Origin of the sequence: Streptomyces sp. TS71-3, from assembly GCF_018327685.1 — a bacterium.
Classification (GTDB): domain Bacteria; phylum Actinomycetota; class Actinomycetes; order Streptomycetales; family Streptomycetaceae; genus Streptomyces.
Genome location: NZ_BNEL01000003.1, coordinates 2,683,225 through 2,698,369 on the forward strand (window position 1 = coordinate 2,683,225; position 15,145 = coordinate 2,698,369).

General features: G+C 73.0%; 14 protein-coding genes and 1 pseudogene. 7 read left to right on the plus strand and 8 right to left on the minus strand.

Annotated features, from left to right (window positions below; translation table 11 throughout):
* Positions 1-408 precede the first annotated feature (408 nt).
* Positions 409-1,152, plus strand: a complete 744-nt coding sequence (locus Sm713_RS35430; protein WP_212914041.1) for an N-acetylmuramoyl-L-alanine amidase — start codon at positions 409-411, stop codon at positions 1,150-1,152.
* A 171-nt stretch (positions 1,153-1,323) separates the two neighbouring features.
* Here the strand turns inward: Sm713_RS35430 and Sm713_RS35435 are convergent, their stop codons facing one another.
* The 5 genes from Sm713_RS35435 to Sm713_RS35455 all read right to left on the minus strand — a co-directional run bounded on the left by Sm713_RS35435 (position 1,324) and on the right by Sm713_RS35455 (position 5,730).
* Positions 1,324-2,052 carry a zf-HC2 domain-containing protein gene (locus Sm713_RS35435; protein ID WP_212914042.1) on the minus strand — a complete coding sequence of 243 codons (729 nt, stop codon included), beginning with the start codon at positions 2,050-2,052 and terminating at the stop codon, positions 1,324-1,326.
* Positions 2,049-2,609 carry a sigma-70 family RNA polymerase sigma factor gene (locus Sm713_RS35440; protein ID WP_212914043.1) on the minus strand — a complete coding sequence of 187 codons (561 nt, stop codon included), beginning with the start codon at positions 2,607-2,609 and terminating at the stop codon, positions 2,049-2,051. The genes Sm713_RS35435 and Sm713_RS35440 overlap by 4 nt, the downstream gene beginning before the upstream one ends.
* Before the next feature lie 67 nt (positions 2,610-2,676).
* Entirely contained in the window at positions 2,677-3,678 is a 1,002-nt protein-coding gene (locus Sm713_RS35445) for a DUF1996 domain-containing protein (protein WP_249416899.1), read from the minus strand.
* A gap of 131 nt (positions 3,679-3,809) precedes the next feature.
* The gene (locus Sm713_RS35450; RefSeq protein ID WP_249416900.1) at positions 3,810-4,694 is read right to left on the minus strand and encodes an NADPH-dependent F420 reductase; all 885 of its coding nucleotides are present in this window, start codon (positions 4,692-4,694) and stop codon (positions 3,810-3,812) included.
* A 4-nt stretch (positions 4,695-4,698) separates the two neighbouring features.
* Positions 4,699-5,730: an LLM class flavin-dependent oxidoreductase gene (locus Sm713_RS35455; protein ID WP_212914044.1), complete on the minus strand. Its 1,032-nt coding sequence runs from the start codon at positions 5,728-5,730 to the stop codon at positions 4,699-4,701.
* 147 nt (positions 5,731-5,877) lie between these two features.
* Between Sm713_RS35455 and Sm713_RS35460 the strand changes: the two genes are divergently transcribed.
* From Sm713_RS35460 to Sm713_RS41040, 3 genes and pseudogenes are all read left to right on the plus strand, one after another.
* A complete protein-coding gene (locus tag Sm713_RS35460) occupies positions 5,878-6,360 on the plus strand; it encodes a MarR family winged helix-turn-helix transcriptional regulator (RefSeq protein WP_212914045.1) in 483 nt (160 codons plus the stop codon).
* Positions 6,341-7,174, plus strand: a pseudogene (locus tag Sm713_RS41035) (MFS transporter); the annotation flags it as partial. The gene Sm713_RS35460 and the pseudogene Sm713_RS41035, both read left to right, overlap by 20 nt.
* A gap of 73 nt (positions 7,175-7,247) precedes the next feature.
* Positions 7,248-7,805: a hypothetical protein gene (locus Sm713_RS41040; RefSeq protein WP_249416901.1), complete on the plus strand. Its 558-nt coding sequence runs from the start codon at positions 7,248-7,250 to the stop codon at positions 7,803-7,805.
* Positions 7,806-7,940: 135 nt separating this feature from the next.
* Here the strand turns inward: Sm713_RS41040 and Sm713_RS35470 are convergent, their stop codons facing one another.
* Both Sm713_RS35470 and Sm713_RS35475 read right to left on the minus strand, forming a co-directional pair.
* Positions 7,941-10,466, minus strand: a complete 2,526-nt coding sequence (locus Sm713_RS35470) for a CehA/McbA family metallohydrolase (protein WP_212914046.1) — start codon at positions 10,464-10,466, stop codon at positions 7,941-7,943.
* A 338-nt stretch (positions 10,467-10,804) separates the two neighbouring features.
* A complete protein-coding gene (locus tag Sm713_RS35475) occupies positions 10,805-11,425 on the minus strand; it encodes a GPP34 family phosphoprotein (protein ID WP_212914047.1) in 621 nt (206 codons plus the stop codon).
* Between the two features lie 435 nt (positions 11,426-11,860).
* On the opposite strand from Sm713_RS35475, the gene Sm713_RS35480 reads away from it, so the two are divergent.
* Entirely contained in the window at positions 11,861-12,397 is a 537-nt protein-coding gene (locus Sm713_RS35480) for a cupin domain-containing protein (protein ID WP_212914048.1), read from the plus strand.
* A 57-nt stretch (positions 12,398-12,454) separates the two neighbouring features.
* On the opposite strand, the gene Sm713_RS35485 is transcribed toward Sm713_RS35480, so the two are convergent.
* Positions 12,455-13,135 carry a TetR/AcrR family transcriptional regulator gene (locus Sm713_RS35485; protein WP_212914049.1) on the minus strand — a complete coding sequence of 227 codons (681 nt, stop codon included), beginning with the start codon at positions 13,133-13,135 and terminating at the stop codon, positions 12,455-12,457.
* A gap of 251 nt (positions 13,136-13,386) precedes the next feature.
* On the opposite strand from Sm713_RS35485, the gene Sm713_RS35490 reads away from it, so the two are divergent.
* The gene (locus tag Sm713_RS35490) at positions 13,387-14,301 is read left to right on the plus strand and encodes an alpha/beta hydrolase (RefSeq protein ID WP_212914050.1); all 915 of its coding nucleotides are present in this window, start codon (positions 13,387-13,389) and stop codon (positions 14,299-14,301) included.
* A gap of 115 nt (positions 14,302-14,416) precedes the next feature.
* Positions 14,417-15,058, plus strand: a complete 642-nt coding sequence (locus tag Sm713_RS35495; protein WP_212914051.1) for a DsbA family protein — start codon at positions 14,417-14,419, stop codon at positions 15,056-15,058.
* The last annotated feature ends 87 nt before the right edge of the window (positions 15,059-15,145 follow it).

Genomic DNA, 15,145 nt, shown 5'->3' on the forward strand with positions numbered 1-15,145 from the left:
GAGGAGGCCGTGGGGGAGGCGGCGTGCGAGCCGCCCGAGGCGCTGATCACGGGGCGGGGCCCCGCGTTCGCCGTCGGGGCGCCCGCACCGCTGCCGCATACCGACACCATGAGCAGTGTCAGGGCCGACACACCGAAGAACAGGGTGTGCTGGGTTGTCTTGGTCATCACGTTCCCAGGAGTCCAGGGCCGCCCGTTCCTGAGCGTCCCTCGTCTACTGGGACGGCCCCGTGCCCGGTCAGCGTTCACACCGGATTGCGCACGGTTCGGAACGGATGTGTCCGCTTGCCGTGATGATCCGGGCCGGAGCACGTCCGCGGGATGGGAAGAGGCACCCGTGGTGGGGAAAGGAGCACCCGAGCGGGGCCGTCCGGATGCGGACCGTGACGGGCCGGGGCACGGTGGGGACATGTTGCCACGCAAGAGCCGGCACGGCGTCCTGGTGCTGTCCCTGTGCTTGCTGGCTGCCTGCGACGCCCCCCGCCCGCGACCGCGGCCCTTCCACATACCCGCGCCGGTGCCCCATGCGCTGCCCGCCCCGGCCTACGTGTCACGGCAGGCGTGGCACGCGGACGACACGCACGCCCGCACGCCACCCGTCTACACCGGGCCGGTCGAGATCGTCTTCGTCCACCACACCAACCAGCCCAACGGCTACGACTGCGTGCGCGACGTGCCCGCCATCCTGCGGTCCATAGAGGTCCACCACATCGACGACGAGGGCTGGGACGACATCGGCTACAACTTCGCCGTCGACCACTGCGGCACCATCTACGAGGGGCGTGCGGGAGGTGCCACCCAGCCGGTGCGCGGCGCGCACACCAGGGGGTTCAACGCCCACAGCGTCGGCATCGCCGCCATCGGCACGTTCGGCGCCGGGCAGCCGGTCCCCAGGCCGATGATCGAGGCCATCGCCGCGATCGCCGCCTGGAAGCTGCCCGAGAACGTGAGCCCCTTGGGCACCGTCCGGCTGGTCGCCAGCAGCAACGGCGGGCGGTACGCCAAGGGGGCCACGGTGGACCTGAACGTCATATCGGGGCACCGCGACGGGGACAGCACCGACTGCCCCGGACAGGCGCTCTACGACGCCCTGCCCGAGATTCGCGCCTACGCCGCCCAGCTCCGCCAGGACATCGACCGCCCCCCGCGGTGACCGGGCCCGGCCTCGCGCCCGGGACGCGGCGTCCCGGAGCCCGGCACGCCGCCGCACCGCACGGCTCCTGCGCGCCCGGAGTGCTCCGGGCGCGCCACGCGTGCCGTGCGCCTTCCGCTCGTACCGGGCCCCGTGTTGCGCGACCCGGCCCCGCGTCCCGACGCCGCGGTGTCAGAGATCGACCGAGACGAACCGCTTCCCGGCGGTGTTCTCGACGACGACGGACTTCACCTTGTCGGGGGAGACCGAGGCCGAGCCGTCCAGGTCGACGCCCTTGCCCTTGCCGCCGGGCCCCTCGGAGACCACCCAGTTGCCCGCCGTCTGGCGCTCGCCGTCGCTGGAGACGACCACCAGCTTGCAGTGCTCGCCCACCGGGACGCCGGTGACCGCGGCGTTCACCCGCACCCAGCCGGCGGCCGGGGTGACGCGGACCGTCATGCCGGCGCTGGTGGCGGCATCCGTCGCCGAGCCCACCTTGATGCCGGTCGGCGCCGGGGACGGCAGCGGGGACGAGGTCGCGGGCGGCGGCCCACCGGCCTGCGGGTCGGAGGACGAGCCTGAGCCGGCGACGAGGTATCCGCCGAAGAAGACCACCACGGCCGACGCGGCGGCCGCCAGGCCCGTGGCAATTGAGCGTCGTCGCTGTGATGCCGATGACTCGGCACGCGCCTGCCGCAGCGTGCGCTGAAGCAGCATGTCCCCGTCCTCGACCGGACCCTCGAGGAACGCCTCGGGCGGTAGGGAACCGAGCACCGTCTCCGTCTCCTGCAACTCTTCCAGCTCCGTTCGGCATGCGTCGCACACGGCCGTGTGCTCCTCGACCTCCCGCCGTTCTTCGGGATCGAGGATGCCGAGGACGTATGCGCCGAGCAGTTCACCGTGCTGGTTCTGCGTGCTCATGCCGCCACCTCCTTGAGCCGGGCAGCGCCGCCGGACTTGCTCGTGTAGACCTTGCGCAGCGCCTTGAGCGCGTAGTGCGCCCGGGATTTGACCGTACCCTCCGGTATGCCGAGCCGCCCCGCGGTCTCCGGGACCGTGCGGCCCAGGTAGTAGATCTCCACGAGCACGTCGCGGTGCTCGGGCGAGAGCTTGTCGAGGGCGTCCATGAGGACCATGGACTCCACCACCGAGTCCGCGTGGTCGCGCTGCACCGGTGGCGTGGACTCGGACTCCGCGACCTCGGTGGGGCGCGCCGCCTTGGCCCGGTACCGGTCCGTGACGATGTTGCGGGCCACGGTCATCAGCCAGCCGCGCACCGATCCGCGCGGATTGGAGATGACCTCCGGGTGCCGCCATGCTCTGATCAGCGTTTCCTGTACTACGTCCTCGGCCGCAGGACGGTCACCGGTCAACCGTGTCGTGTACGCGAGCAGGGCCTTGCCGTGCTCCGCGTACAACGCACGGATGAGCGTCTCGTGACTCGCGCTCTGCTGGGCGCGGGACCGACGTATCGCCATCCACCCACTCCGTACTCCCGTTGCTCTGACCACAACACGGGGCAGCACAGGGGATCGTTCATGTGACTCACGTCACTTTGCAATGGCGGCCGTCGTTCAGGCACGCCACGACCTCGGCCATCTGCTTGCCGGTCATGACGTTGACGAACGCGGCGTGGTCGGTGATCGGAGCGTGCTTCTGCTCCGGGAACGCGTCGAGGGCGATCGGCGCGCCCTCGGGCACGCGGTAGGCGATCACCAGCCGCAGCTGGGGCACCGGGAACGTGCCCGGGGGGCAGGCGCCGTCGGCGCGGGGGAAGGCGATGTGGCCGCGGTGGTCCTCGCTGTCGGTGTCGAGGCCGTTCCAGCAGCTGGGGAAGTCGAGGGTGCGCACGACCCGGCCGTCCGGGCACCTGGGGTACTGCGTGGTGACCCGGTCCGGGAACCCCGCGCACCCCCACTGCGCGTGGGCGAGGGCCGTCCCCGCGGTGGCGGCGGCCGGGTCCCCGGTGATGAACCGCAGGAACCGGGGCATGGCCACCACGTCACTGGCCCGGTTGCCGAGGTACTCCACCGTGACCGACGACGGGAGCAGGATCTCCCCGATGTTGCCGTGGTGCCCGCCGCCCCCTGCCATGGGGGAGGTGGGGCGGTCCTGGCGGCGCAGCACGGGCCAGTAGTACGTGGACCTGTCACCGTCGTGGCAGGTGGTCCGCGCGGCGGCCAGCTGCGCGTCGGTCGAGAACGCGGTGGTCGAGAGGTTTCCCACGTAGTCGTGGGTGTGGTGGGCGCCGTTGTGTAGGCCCGGGGACTGCACCAGGTTGTCGGAGTTGCGGTGCAGGTCCTCGTTGCGGCCGCAGTCCTCGGTGAACGTTCCGGTGGAGGCGTCGGGCCCGGCGGCCGGCGGCGCCGAGCGCGGCACGTCGCGGATGTCGACGAAGTCCTTCGGGAACGGCCCCACGTCGGCGGCGCTGCCCACGTCGTGCCGGCCGCCGGCCGTCCAGACGAGGGAGAGTGCCACCACTACGGACACCACGGCGACGACGGACAACGAGATCGCTGCGTTCCCGAACCGGAACCGTCTTTTCACGTACCACAGGGTGCCATATGTCCCCAAGCGCCCCACAGGCACCCGGCCGCTCTCCGGGACATGCGCGGGTGCCCGCGAAGGGCCCCGCCGGAGCCGTTGGTTACGTGCCTTTTCCTCTGATTTCGACACCGTTAGGTGCGGGGTGCCAACGGGGCCGGGGCAACGGGGCGGTTCGCTCCGTCCGCCTCGGGGGCGCCGGCGCGGGCGCGGGCCACCAGCCGCCCGCGCTCCGAGTCCGGGAAGCGGCCGAGCATGGCGCGCAGCTCGTCCGCTTCCACGTTGGCGCCGAACGGCTCGGTGGCCGGTTCGAAGCGCACTCCCTCGGCGAGCGGGCCGGCGACGACGGGGTCGAAGCCGAACGAGTCGACGAGGCGCCCCGCAGCGGCGAGGTCGGCGGGGTCGTCACCGGCGATGGCGATGGCCTTGCGGCCGGGCGTCCCGGCAGGGCGTGCCCCGTCCTCCAGGTCGTGGTACCCCATGTGGTTGAACGCCTTGACCACGCGCGCCCCGGGCAGGAACGCCCGGACGGTCTCGCTGGACGAGGTGCGCGGGTCGGTGAGGTCGTCGCGCCTGCCGTCGACCTCCCACCAGTAGTTCATGGCGTCGAGGACGAGCCGGCCGCGCAGCGCGCCGGCGGGGATGCTCCGGTACTTGCCGAGCGGGAGGGCGAGGACCACGATGTCCGCCCCGGCGGCTGCCTCGGCCGCGGTGACCGGGACGGCGCCGGGGGCGAGGACCTCGACGGTGAGCGCGATGCCCGCGGGGTCCCCGGAGCCGGCGATGAGCACCCGGTGCCCGCCCGCGAGGGCGAGCCGGGCGAGCACGGTGCCCACCTTGCCGGCGCCGAGGATGCCTACGGTGTGCAGGGCCGCGTCGTGTGCGGTGTCCTCCTGCGTGGTGTCCTCGGTCGTGGTGTCCTCTTGGGTGGTGTCCTCCTGCACGGTGTCCCCGTGCACGGTGTTCTCGTGCATGGTGTCCTCGTTCACGGTGTTCTTGGGCGTGGTCTCCGCGGTCACGGCGTCACCCCGCGAGGATGTCGCGGACCATGGGCAGCACCTTGGTGCCGATGAGCTCGACGGCCCGCAGGCGGGCACTGGCGGGCAGCGAACCCGAGGTGTAGATGAGGTCGAAGCGGCCGACTCCGAGCGCGTCGACGGTGCGGGCGATCTTCCGGGCCACCGTCTCGGGCGAGCCGATGTACATGGAGCCGTGCTCGATCTCGGCGTCGAACTCCTGGCGGCGGATCGGCGGCCAGCCCCGCAGCGCGCCGATGCGGTCGCGCAGCACGCGGTAGCGCGGCCAGAACAGCTCCCGGGCCTCCTCGTCCGTGTCGGCCACGAAGCCCGGCGAGTGCACCCCCACGGGGTGGGCCTCGGTGCCGAACTGCTCGGCGGCGCGGCGGTAGAGGTCGATGTAGGGGGCGAAGCGCTCGGGGGAGCCGCCGATGATGGCGAGCATCAGCGGGAAGCCGTAGCGGGCGGTGCGCACGACCGACTGCGGCGAGCCGCCCACGCCGACCCACGTGGTCAGGTGCCCGGAGTCGGTCTTGGGGAAGACGTCGGCGTCCTGAAGCGCCGCCCGTACCGTTCCGCTCCAGGTGACGGGCTTCTCCTTCAGCAGCTCGGCGAAGAGGGCGATCTTCTCCTCGAACAGCACCTCGTAATCGGCCAGGTCGTAGCCGAAGAGGGGGAACGACTCGGTGAACGAGCCGCGCCCGAGGATGACCTCGGCCCGGCCGTTCGACAGCGCGTCCACGGTCGCGAAGCGCTGGAACACGCGGACCGGATCGTCCGAGCTCAGCACGGTCACACCGGACGACAGGCGGATGCGGGAGGTGCGCGTGGCGATGCCGGCGAGCACCGTCTCCGGGGACGAGATCGCGTACTCGGGCCGATGGTGCTCGCCCAGGGCGATGGCGTCAATACCGGTCTCGTCCGCGAGCACGGCCTCGTCGAGGACCTGGCGGATCGCCGCCCCGTAGCCGAGAGGCGCGCCGGAGTCGTCCTCCGGCACGTCGCCGAACGTATCCAGTCCGAAGACCAGGTCAGACATGGAAGGCCTCCTCCTCGACCGGTTCCCGCGCAGGCGGGCCGCCCCGCGGGCCCTTCGGGAGGTGCCGGGTCGAACCGATTTGGTTGACGTGTCAATCAGATGAGACCATTATGCAGTAGGAAGTTGAATCGTCAACTGTGAGGGGCGATGGCGGACGACGGAGAGCGCCGGAGGGTGATGCCCACGGCGGAGGAACTGCGGGTCTGGCGGCTGTTCATCGAGACGGCGGAGGCGCTCCGCGCCGAGCTGACCTCGCGCATGCAGAGCGAGTCCGCGATGTCACCGGGGGACTACGCCGTGCTCCTCGCCCTGCACGACACGGACGGCCACCGGCTGCGCTCCTCCCGGCTGGCCGAGGTCATCGGCTGGGAGCGCAGCCGCCTCTCCCACCATCTGGGGCGGATGGAGCGCCGCGGACTGATCCTGCGCGAGGAGTGCGCCGCCGACAGCCGCGGTGCCGAGGTCGTCATGACCGACGAGGGCGCCGCGGCGTTCCGCCGCGCGTCCCTGCCCCACCTGCGTGACGTCCGCCGGCTGTTCGTGGACGCCCTCACCCCGGAGCAACTGGCGGAGGCGGAGGGAATCGCCAGGGCCCTGCGGAGTCGCGTCGATGCGGCACGGGGCTCCTGATCAGGCGCGGGGAATCACGCGCGGGGTCGACCGGCGGCCGGGTGCCGTGTACTGCTTGACGTGGCGAGCGGCGCGGGCGCGAGAGGTGCGGGGCGGCAGGCGCCGGGCGGGGCGGTGTGGCGCGGCTTCGGCCGGGGCGGGGAGGGCGGGCGTGTCGGCAGGGGAGCAGTTCGGGAGCGGGACGCAGCCGGCGGGCGTGCACGGCGGCTCTCCTCCCTCTCTGTGGGGCGACCCGAACTACCGGATCTTCCTGGCCGTCCAGACGCTGTCCGCCCTCGGGGACTCCTTCTCGCTCGTGGCGGTACCGCTGCTGGTGCTGCACAGCACGGGCTCGGTCGTCCAGATGGGCTTCGTCACGGGCCTCACCGGTGTCGCCTCCATCGTCACCGGGCTCTTCGCCGGAGTGGTCGCGGACCGCCTCGACCGCAAGCGGCTCCTCATGGCCGCCGACGGTGTGCGCTGCCTGCTCTACGCGCTCATTCCGGTGGTCTGGATGTTCTCGGCGCCGACCTGGCTGATCTACGCCGCGGTGCCGGTCGCCGGTGTCTTCTCCATGCTCTTCGAGGTCACCTATGTCACCGTGGTTCCGGCGCTCGTCCAGCCGGGCCAGATCACCAGGGCCAACGGCCACCTCTACGCCAGCTACGCCGTCGCCAGTGTCGCCGGACCCGCGCTCGCGGGCCTCGTCGCCTCCGCCGCGGGGCCGGCCACCGCCATCGGCATCGACGCCGCCACCTTCGCCGTCTCCGCGCTCGGCGTCGGCTTCGTCAGGTTCGGCGGCTCGTCACGGCCGCCGGCAGCCGAGGCCGGACGCGGCGCGGTACGCCGGGAGTTCCTGGCCGGCGCCCGGTTCCTGTGGGCGCACCCCGTGCTCCGTCCGCTGAACCGTGCTGCTGTCGGTGCTGACCTTCGTCACCTACGGGCTGACGGACCTCGTGATCTACCTTCTCAAGCACGACCTCGGCCGGCCGGACACGTCGGTCGGCTACGTGCTCACGGCCGGCACCGTCGGCACGTTCGTCGCCTCGGCCGTGGTCGCCCGGGTCCGCAGGCGCCTCGGCTTCGGGGCGGTCTGGGTCAGCGCGTTCTCGATCGCCGGGATCGCCGTCGCCGCGATGGGGCTGTCCCGGAGCGTGCCGGTGATCGCCGTGCTGCTGACGGTCCATCTGGCGTGCACGGGCATCGCGGGCATCTGCTCGATGTCACTCCGCCAGGAGGTGACCCCCGGCCATCTGCTGGGCCGCGTCACGTCCTCGTTCTGGACCATCCACAAGGCCCTCGGACCGTTCGGCGCGGCCGCCGCCACCGCGGCCGCGGCCGGGTTCGGGGCGTTCGCCGTCTGCGTCGCCATCGGCGTCACAGCACTGGCCACCGCCCTCTCCGGGACGTTGACCGGCATCGTCCGGAGCGGCGCCGCGCAACGCCCGGCAGGGGAGACGCCGTGAACCCCGGTGCCCCGTCCGCCCCGCGGCTCACGGGTGTTCCCTCACTTCCCGCGGTGACGTCCACGTCCCGCCGTGACGCCCGCCGCGCGCACCACCCGGGCGCCGCGCGGGGGTTCCGCGCGGCTCCCGGGGCGGTCAGCGCAGGTCGAGCAGGTGCACCTGGTGCGTGCGGTCGCGCTGGACGCGCCGTGCGCCGCGGTCGCTGGTGAAGACCAGGGTCCCGCGGTCCAGCGCGGGCCAGGTGTTGTTGCCCCGGGTCGTCACCTGCTTCGCCGGGGACCAGCCCGACGCGGCCTCGAACGTCGCGGTGTACACCTTCCACCGCCAGTCGGCCGAGCGGGAGTCGTACCAGACCGCCCGCAGCGGACCGCCGGGGTCGCGGCTCAGCCTGGCCCGCTGGCTCATCGCCTCGGGGGCCAGGGCGACCTGCTCGAACGGCGTCCAGGTCGCACCGCCGTCGGTGGAGCGGCTCGCGCGCAGCTGGAGGTTGGCCCCCGAGCTCTGCAGCGCGCCGCTCTCCCAGACGGCGACGTAGCCGCCCGCGGCGTCGACGGCCACGTCAGGGTGCCGGTCGGCCCGGTCGGTGACCTGGCTGACCTGTACCGGGGCGCTCCAGTCGCGGCTCGGCGCGGTGCGCACCGCCGCCATGACCTGCCAGTTGTCCGGGTCCGTGCCGCCGCTCGCCGGCTGGCCCGCGGGCGGGGTGTGGCCCGTCCACAGCGGGTCCGGGTCGAAGCGGTCGTCCTGCCAGGTGATCACGGCGTGCCCGCGGTCGCCGATCGCGATCGACGGGAAGAGGGAGGCGGGGTAGCGCGGTGACCGGGCGTCGTCCGGGGTGCCGGCGCTGATCGTCTTGCCCGCCGCGGAGATGTTCACCGCGTCCGTGTCGAGGCCGACGATCTGCGCGTACACGTCGAACGCGCCGGAGCTGTTGTCCGACCACGCCACGAGCGGGTGCTTGTCGTCGACGAGCGCCAGCGCCGGGTGGACCGACCGGCCCTCGCCGCCGCCGAGTTGCCGGGCGTCCCGGAATGACTCGCCGCCGTCGGTGCTCTGCCGCAGCCGGATCACCGGGCGGTGCGGCTGCTCGTGGCCCAGCTCGTCCTGCCAGACCACCCAGACGTTCCGGCCGGAGGCCGCGACGCGGGGGAAGCGGGCGGTGCCGGAGTCGCCGGACAGGGTGAGGGTGCGGGTGAGCCGGCCCTTGCCGTCGACCCGCCGGTAGACGGCCTTCGTCGCGCCGTCCTCGTGGAGCTCCGCGACGACATGCGTGACGCCGTCGGCCACGGCGACGTCCGGGAAGCCCGTGAACAGCCCCTCGTCGCCGGCCACGAGCCGCGCCGCGTCGGGACGGGTGTCGGCGGCCGGCAGGGCGATCCCGGGCTCGGGGGCGGCGGGCCCGCCGGCGGAGAGGAAGACCGGTGCGGTGGTGCCGCGCAGCTGGGTGGGCAGGGTCGGGTCCGCGTCCTGGCCGGAGGCGGCGCCGGGGGAGCGTACCTCGGCCCGGTACCAGGTGTGGTCCGCGCCGCTCGGCGCGAGCGGCAGCTCGTACGTCTCGGTCTGCTTCGCCGGGCTGAAGGTGGCGACGGGCCCCGCCGACCTGCCGGGCGCCTTGTACACCTCGACGGTCGTGCCGGTGCCGCCCACCACCGTGACGCGCAGCGCGGCCTTCTTCGACGGTCCGTGCGCGGGCAGCACGACCTCGTCGCCGCCGACCGCCTCGAACACCCCGTCGCCGTCCACGTCCGCCTCGATGGTGACGAACGGTCCCTGGATGTTCTGCGCGACCGAGGTGCGGCCGGCCCGGAACCCGTCGAGGATGCTGCGCACGGAGCGTTCCGCGGCGAAGACGTGCGTGGTGGGCTCGCCCGGACCCGCGATGTCCCAGAGCTCGCGGAAGTGGCAGTCGCTGGCCGCGGCCACCCCGAAACGGAAGCCTGCGTTCCAGCGGTTCTCGGCGTACTCGAGCTGTGCGTCCGGGTTGCCCGCCACGTTCAGCACCTCGACCAGGTCCATGCCCTGGACGCTGGCGTTGTCGTTGACGCCGTCGGCCTGCGTGTACTCGCCGTCGTCCGGGTGGGCCTGCGACCAGACCGCGTCCTGGGCGTGCACGTCCCAGACGGACTGCTGGACGTGCCGGTAGGCGGCGGAGCCCTGCGGGTTGCCGCCGTCGACGATGACGTCGACGTTGCCGAGGACGACGGCGTGGGGCGAGCCACCCGCCTCCTCGCCCGGGACGAGCAGCAGCTTCGAGGACTTCCACTGGGGGTCCCAGTGCTGGTCGTACGTGCGGTGGTCGGTGAGCGGCATGAAGGCCAGACCCGTCCGCTCGCCCTGGGCGATCTGGTCGCCGACGGGGAGGTTGCCCGGCAGCGTCTGCTTCGACGTCTGCCGGGGCCCGCTGCCGTCCGAGGAGTGGTCGTCGTGGACGTGCGTGTCGCCCGCCAGCCACTGGCCCCGGGGCGCCTGGTGCCCGGCTCCGTGACCACCCGGGTGCGCCGGCTGCGCGCCGGGGCCGCCGTCGCTCGCCGCCTGCGCCTGCCCCGCGCCGACTCCGGCCACCGCGACCGCCGCGCCGGCAGCCGCCACGAACCCCCGGCGCGTCAGCTCGCTCGGACCCGCCGATCTGTCCGGATCCGGCGACGTCTTGGATGTGCCCATCAGGGTCCGCCTCTCGTGCACCGCACCGCACCAAAGCGGTGCGAACCGGCGGAGAGGCTAGAAACCGCCCCTGCCCCGTGGCGTGAACCCACCGGGAATGGACCGTGCAGGCTGTCCGAACTCCACGGTGGTGCGAGGCGGCGCATACGTGCTCTATGGGGGGCCGGGGTGTACGGACGCCAGCGGGGCGCGGGCCGGGTGCACGGACTTCACGGTGGTGCGGGCCGGGGCACACGCACGCCACGGTCGTGGGGGCCGGGGTGCACCCACTCCACGGTGGTGCGGCCCGGACGCGCGTCCTGAGGGCCGGGCGCGCCTGGGTTCCCGCGCGGGCCGCCTCAGGCGTCCCCGCTGCTCTCCGCCCTGACCATGCGGCGGACCACGTGGGCGGGCCACACGCTGCCGGCGAGCGAGCGCATGGTCTTGCGGACGCCGCGTGAACTGCCCGGCATGACGCGGGGGGTGATGCGGAGGGCGGAGACCAGAGCCGCCAGCACCTGGTGCCGGGGGCCCGGGAAGCCGTGCTCCGCCGCGGCCCGCAGCTCCTCCACGAGGGGGGTGATCACGTCCGGGCCCTGGAGCGGGTAGCGGTGCCTCGGGAAGAGGCCGAGGGCGCGGCGCTTCTCGATGCCGACGAGACCGCGCTCCCTCAGGCTGAGCGCGCACGCCTCTCCTATGGCGTCGGCGTTCCGGTGTATCCAGCGCACCGTCCGCGGCCGCTTCCCGCTGCGGAACCGGCCGAAGGCCATGTCGAGCAGGGGATCCCCGAGCGGCCCCGACCCCGCGGGGGCGATCCGGCCGCGGTGGACCACGATGCGGCCGGCCGCCTCCAACTCGGCCAGGGCAGCGCCCGTCACCGCGTAGTTGACGAAGCGCTCCCGGGCCCGCGGCTTGCCCGAGGCCGGGTCCAGGAGGAGGAGCAGCATCTGCTCGGGCACGGTGAGGGTGGCCAGGGACACGTCAGCTCTCTCCTGCTTGCTCGGTCGCTTCGCCGGACCGGCGGGAGCGCGGCACGGGCGGCCGCCGTCCGACGCGTGGACCCTACCGTTCCGGGTAGCGGGCCGGGGGCCGTCCACCGGGGTCGTCCATAGGGTGTCTCCACCGCCCCTACGGTGTCTCCACCCCGCCCCGCCTCCGCGCGTCGAAGGGGCAGGCGGCACGGGGTTGCCGCCCTCAGGCGGGCAGGTGTCCGTGCCTGCCGCGGTGGGCCCGGTGCACGCGGGCTCCGGAAGGAGCCAGGCTCCGGAAGGAGCGCGGCTCACCCCGGGAAAGCGCACCTGCCTGGCACCGCATGGTTACGATCATCATCTGTAACTGAACTTTCCCGCCGGATCCGCGGGCACCCGGGCACGGGGACATCCGCCGATCCGTAGGGCACACGAGGAGGTACGCGCGTGGCCGACACGAAGAGCATCGAGGTCTCGGTGGTGCAGCCGGGAGAGGGCGATACCGTGGACCTGCCGGGGTTCGGAGCCGTGTTCAAGCTGTCCGGCCGGAACAACCGGGGCGAGGTGTCGATCGTCGAGCATCCCTTCCAGGTCGGTCTGATCACCGCGGCACACCGGCATACCCGCGAGGACGAGCACTCGCTCGTGCTGGAGGGCGAGATCGGCTTCCGTTCCGACGACAGCGAAGTGGTGCTCGGGCCCGGCGGCTACATCACCAAGCCGCGGGGCCAGATGCACGCCATGTGGAACGCCGGCAGCGCTCCGGGCCGCATCGTCGAGATCATCACCCCGGGCGGATTCGAGACCTACTTCCGGGAGTTGGGTGAGCTGCTCGTCGCGCACGAGGGCAGCGAGGGCACCCGGAGTCTGCACGAGTCGGCCGAGTTCACGGAACTCGCCGACAAGTACGGGATCACCTACGGATCGCCGGAGTGGATGGACGACGTGGTGCAGAGGTACGGGCTCCAGCCGCCCTCGCACTGACGGCGCCGCCATGTGACCACTCTCGCGGCACCCGGCCACTCTCCTGGCGGCGGCTGTTCAGCCGCCGCGCCCGGCCGGGCCGCTGCCTCGCCGTCCGCTGCCACCCGTCTGCCGCGCGAGCGCCGGCCACAGCACGGAGACGACGGCCTCGGGTATCTCCTCCTTGCTCTCGCCGCGGTAGAAGGCGGCGAAGTAGCTGCCGAAGCACATCGTGGCGACGGTGTGCCCGTCGATCCCGTCCCGTACGCCGCCGTGCTCGTGGAGCTGCGACAGCACGTTCTCGACGAGGGCCACACGTGGTTCGACCGCGTGCCTGCGGAGGATGTCGAGGAGCTCCGGGGTGCGGTCGGCCTCGCCGGCGAAGTTGCCCATCAGCACCATGGCGTTCGGGTTGAAGTAGGCGGGGTCCAGCCGGCGGACGGCCTCGACCAGGGCTTCCCGTGGCTCCATGCGGCTCAGGTCGAGGCTGTACATGTCGCGCTGCTTGCGGAAGCCGTAGTCCAGCGCGTCGACGACCAGGTCGAGCTTGGTGCTCCAGCGCCGGTAGAGCGTCGGGCGGCTGACCTTCGCGTCGGCCGCGATGTCCCCGATGGTCATGCGGGAGTAGCCGTCCCGGACCAGCCGCTCGCGGGTGGCGAGGATGATCGCCTCGTCGAGCGCGGCGTCACGTGGCCGTCCGCCGGGGCGCGGGGCGGGGGATTCCGCGGCCTCGTCCGTCGCTTCGGGTGCTCGGGCCATGGGTTCACCTCGTGGACGACATCGGCACCATCATATCCGATCCCGTTACAGGGAGTGGCTGTTACGTATATGGTCCATGGGTCGGAATTACATTACATATGCTGACTGTAACTGGTTAGGGACCCGGTGTCGGACCATGCCACGCACCTTGCACACATCCCCAAGGAAAGGGGAGTCGACGATGACCACGTTCTACGATGCCGGCGTGGCACAGCGGGCGGGCACGGCATGACCGGCAGGGCGGATCGGGCATGACCGGCATGACGGGCCCGGGGCACGCCACCGGCGCCGAGGCCGGAGGGCAGGACGCCACCGTCGAGAGCGGAACGCTGGACGTCACCGTCGAGCGGGACATCACCTACGCGACCGTGGACGGGACCGAGCTCCGTCTCGACGTCTACCGTCCGGCCGAGCCGGGCTCGCCGGTCGTCCTGTACGCGCACGGTGGCGGTTGGACCAGAGGCGGCAGGGGCACCGACGGCGCCACACGGCTGGCGCCGCTCGCCGCGCACGGCGTCACCGTCGTCTCGGCCGACTACCGCCTGGCGCCGGGGGCCGCCTTCCCGCAGCAGGTGTACGACCTCAAGGGAGCGGTGCGCTGGCTGCGCGCGAACGGGGCGCGGCTCGGGCTCGCCACCGGGCGGCTCGGCGTCTGGGGCGCCTCCGCGGGGGCCTACCTGGGCTCGCTGCTGGCGCTGTCCGCGGGGGAGGACGCGCTGGAGGGCGCGGTCGGGGGCAACCTCGGGCAGTCCAGCGCCGTGCAGGCCGTGGTGCACTGGTTCGGCCAGACGGACCTGGTGGCGTCGGCTTCGCGCAGCGAGGTGGAGGCGCGGCTGCTGCCCTTCCACTTCGAGGCTGACCTGCTGGGGACCGCCGATCCGGCGGAGCTGGCCGAGCGTGCCCGGGGCTTCGGCCTGCCGGCGCGGGTCTCGCCGGGGGCTCCGCCGTTCCTGATCGCCCACGGCGACCGGGACCGGCTGGTACCCCCGTCCCAGGGGCTCGCCCTGCACGACGCACTCGTCCGCACGGGCGCGCGCAGCCGCTTCGAGCTGCTGGGCGGTGCCGGGCACGAGGACGCGGAGTTCGACAGCCCCGCCACCCTCGCCTATACGGCCGCGTGGCTGCGGGCGGTACTGAGGGCCGGCGCCTCACCGGGGCGGGACTAAAAGCGGAGGGCATTTACGTTACGTGTGATGAACGTATCGAATCGCCCCATCGGGCGCCCCATGGGCCCCATCGGTCCCATCGGCCCTATAGCCGATTCGGAGAGGAGAGAGCGGAATGCCCCTCGTGTCCGCGGCCGCCACCGGCTCGCCCTCACGCATCGTGACCGCCCAGCACTGGTTCGACTTCCTCTGCCCCTTCTGCTACCTCGCCCAGGACCGCAACCGGATCCTCGCCGAGCGCGGCGTCCACGTGGTCGGGCGCGGTCTTCAGATCCACCCCGAGATCGGGCCCGGCGGCTCGCCCGCGGGACCGCGCTCTGGGCCGACCTACGAGTACCTCGCCCACGAGGCGGAGGCCGCCGGGCTCCCGCTGCGGTGGACGGACCGCATGCCCTACTCGCGCCCGGCACTGTCCGCCTTCGAGTGGCTGCGCACCACCGACCCAGAGGCCGCCGAGCGGTTCGCGACGGCGGTGTTCGCGGCCTACTTCGCCGACGGCCAGGACATCGAGCCCGTCGACCGCCTCGCCGCGCTGGCCCGCGGGGCGGGCGCAGACGCGGACGGCCTGCGCGCCGCCCTGGCCTCGGGTGCGGCGGAGGCCGCGCTGGCCGGGTCGGAGGACCTTGCCGGCGAGTACGGCGTCGCCGGCACGCCCGCCTGGGTCGCCGGCGGGCAGCGGGCCTTCGGGCTGCGCCCGCGGGAGTGGTTCGAGGACTGGGCCGGCACGCTCACCCGCCGGGTGGTCGTCGAGACGTGACGCGGCCCGGGTCTCGCCCCGGTCCCCGACCTGGCCCTGCCGGCGGGCGGTCACCGCCCCGAAGCGGGAGAATGCGACCAGAGCCGA